Annotated in this window: 3 protein-coding genes and 2 pseudogenes; 3 read left to right on the forward strand and 2 right to left on the reverse strand. The window is 34.0% G+C overall.

Going from position 1 to position 2995, the window contains the following annotated elements:
• Together OEW78_RS10275 and OEW78_RS10280 are read left to right on the forward strand one after the other, a co-directional pair.
• A pseudogene (locus OEW78_RS10275) lies at nt 1-349 on the forward strand (DNA-binding protein); the annotation flags it as partial.
• A 55-nt stretch (nt 350-404) separates the two neighbouring features.
• Nucleotides 405-569, forward strand: a complete 165-nt coding sequence (locus tag OEW78_RS10280) for a hypothetical protein (RefSeq protein WP_300327200.1) — start codon at nt 405-407, stop codon at nt 567-569.
• Nucleotides 570-597: 28 nt separating this feature from the next.
• Here the strand turns inward: OEW78_RS10280 and OEW78_RS10285 are convergent, their stop codons facing one another.
• Together OEW78_RS10285 and OEW78_RS10290 are read right to left on the reverse strand one after the other, a co-directional pair.
• On the reverse strand, nt 598-1311 hold the full coding sequence (locus OEW78_RS10285) for a PAC2 family protein (RefSeq protein ID WP_300327201.1): 714 nt from the start codon (nt 1309-1311) through the stop codon (nt 598-600).
• Between the two features lie 42 nt (nt 1312-1353).
• Nucleotides 1354-2295: a deoxyhypusine synthase gene (locus OEW78_RS10290; RefSeq protein ID WP_300327202.1), complete on the reverse strand. Its 942-nt coding sequence runs from the start codon at nt 2293-2295 to the stop codon at nt 1354-1356.
• A 102-nt stretch (nt 2296-2397) separates the two neighbouring features.
• On the opposite strand from OEW78_RS10290, the pseudogene OEW78_RS10295 reads away from it, so the two are divergent.
• Nucleotides 2398-2995: pseudogene (locus OEW78_RS10295) on the forward strand (myo-inositol-1-phosphate synthase); the annotation flags it as partial.

A 2995-nucleotide genomic window follows, 5' to 3' on the forward strand; every position in this document is an offset into this window, starting at 1 on the left:
TGAGGCACCTGCACCAGAACCACAGCTTGAGGCACCAACAAATCAAACTGAAAATTATAAAACACAAAAAATTCCAGAAGAACGTAATGTGATTTTTGTTGGAACAAAACCCATTATGACTTATGTTTCTGCAACTTTAACTCAGCTTTCTACAAGACCTACAGTTACAATCAAAGCTAGAGGCAAAAGAATTACTCAAGCTGTCGATGTCTCTCAAATGATTGTGAAAAGAATGAATTCTGTGGGTTATGTAATTAGTGACGTTAGAATTTCCTCTGACTCTTTAACTTCTCAAGATGGAAAACAACGTAATGTTTCTACAATGGAAATTGATATTTCAAAAAACTAATTTAAAATATTTAACATTAATTTTATTTGGTAGTATATTTTTGATTGGAGTTTTGATGCTTACAAATGATTCGTGCAATATTGAATATTTTGTAATATCTGATGAGATTAATTCGTATGAAAAATCTTTAGAACCTGAGTTTTGTGAAAATATTCTTGAAAAAATTGATTCGTACAATGATCAATGTTCATCACAAATAGATATTTTGGATTGTGGTTAAGGTGCTAAATCTATCAAAAGATTTCGTTCTATCTGTACATGAAATCTTTAAGGTAGTTTGTTTCTTCCTGTGTTTCTTTAATTATTTTTTCTGCCTTTTCTGCTTCTTTTTGCAATGATGAAATGTCACATGATGATCCTGGAATTAGTTTTGACATTGTCATACATAATTCTGCGCTTGATTGAAAATCTGGACCTTTCCCATCTGTGTGAAAAATTATCACAATGACATCTTGATCTGATACACTTCCTTCATTGAGCAGCATTCCTGGAATTCCTGGAACTGTTCCATGTTCTAATACTTTCAACCCTGATTTTTTTATTTTGTTTCTTGCAGATTCAGTACTTCCAATACATATCATTTCTCCATTACCGGTCGTTGATTTTATTGCAACACTGCTTACAATCAATTTGATTTTGTGTTTTTTTGCCCATGACAACATTGTTTTTGCAGTAATTCTATGTAATGACTGATCTAATGTAAGATACGACAAAAATACTCCCACTTTCAAATCATCGTTAACAAAAATTCTTGTTGTGAAATTTGGTTTTCCATCTTGTATCACACTAATTGGTGGAAAACTTTCAGAATCAACAACTCCTGCTAATCTAAACTGTGATGTGTGAATCATCGATTCTGTTGCAATTGCACTACTGAATCCTATTGAAGGAAATCCATCGACAAGATATCCTCCCTCCAAATCTAATTTTCCAAATTCTCTAATTCTAATTTTTGGAGACAATGAATGCTCAATCATTGATCAACTAATATCTTTTATCTCACTTTATTTTTGTAATTTAGAAATTAATGCTGCATAAATAAATGGCAATATTGTTGTAACCTCTGCATGCAATGTTGATTGTTTTGCTTTTTGTGTTACTTTGCCCCATGAAATTGCCTCTCTTACTAGTGCTCCACTCAAACTGCCATCAAATTCTTGAGCCGTAGTGATATAGAATGCATAATCCAATCCCTCTCTGTATTGATTCCACCATAATGTGTGGTGTTTGGAAATTCCTCCCCCAATCATGAATGCCCCTGATTTTTCAGCCTTGAAAATTAATCCTGAAAGTAGGTTTGCATCTCCTGCCATATTTAATTTAAAATCGCTGTGTTTTTGTGTAAATAACCAAATCTGACTTCCTACAGCCCCGTCCATTATTCCTGGAACAACTACGTCAATACCATTTTTGTATGCCCAATAAAGAAATGAATCTTCTCCTAAATGTTTTCCAATCATTTTACATATTTCGACTGTATTCATTTCTTTAATCCCTTTTTGATATTCCTCCTCTAGAAATGATTGCATTTTTTCCTCAATGAGTGGACCGTAACTATCCATTGGAACCAACACATTGCCTAATCTGTGAATGTTTTGATTTGCAAGTTCCATGTCATCCATTGTGAATGAACCTTCGTTATAATGTGAAAAATGCCTTGCAATATCATGGTCTAGTGCACCGCATGTGGTGATTGCCACATCGAACCATTTGTTTTTGATCATGTCTTTGATAATCCCTCTGAGGCCTGTGGATACTACTGCTCCTACAAACGAAACGAATCGTAAACATTGTTTATCTGAAATCATTTCTGTTAAAATTTTTAAACCATCAGAGAGATTCACTGATTCAAATCCTCCGGATTGAGATAATTCTTCAAAAATTTTCTCTAAAGTTGTGTTTGAATCAATCACTATGTCTTTTACTGGACGTCCTGACACTACCACGTCCTTGATCTTTGATGCCAAGTATAAAATTCTGCCTTAGTTTTATTGATTTTTTATTTCTCTAAGAAAACTTTAAACCCGCCCAATAACACTCATTTTCGAATGGCAGATAGAATTAAGGTGGGATTGGTAGGGATTGGTAATTGTTTTTCAGGTTTAATTCAAGGTATTGAGTATTATAGACAAAACCCTACGCAGGAGGTTACTGGTATTATTCACGATAAATTAGCTGGTTATGGCATTCATGATATTGACTTTGTTTGTGGTTTTGATGTTGGTGAGAATAAGGTTGGAAAGCCCCTTCATGAAGCAATCTATGCATTTCCTAACATGGTTAATTGGATTCCTAAGGATGAATTGCCAAAAAATGATGCCAAAATATACGAAAGCCCCATTTTAGATGGCGTTGGATTATGGGTTGAAAATCGAATCAAACCTATTGAGAATCCAAAATCTATAGAACAAATTACTGAAGAAGTTAAACAAGTAATCAAAGATACTGGTGTTGAGATAATTGTTTCTTATTTGCCTGTAGGCTCTGACAAAGTGACTGAATTTTGGGCACAGATTTGTCTTGACACTAACACGGCATTTGTAAACTGCATTCCCTCATTTATTGCATCTGATGAAAAATGGGCAAAAAAATTTGCAGAAAAAAATATTCCTTGTATTGGTGATGACATTAAAGGCCAGGTTGGCG

It is taken from the genome of Candidatus Nitrosopumilus sp., assembly GCF_029882185.1.
Taxonomy (GTDB): domain Archaea; phylum Thermoproteota; class Nitrososphaeria; order Nitrososphaerales; family Nitrosopumilaceae; genus Nitrosopumilus.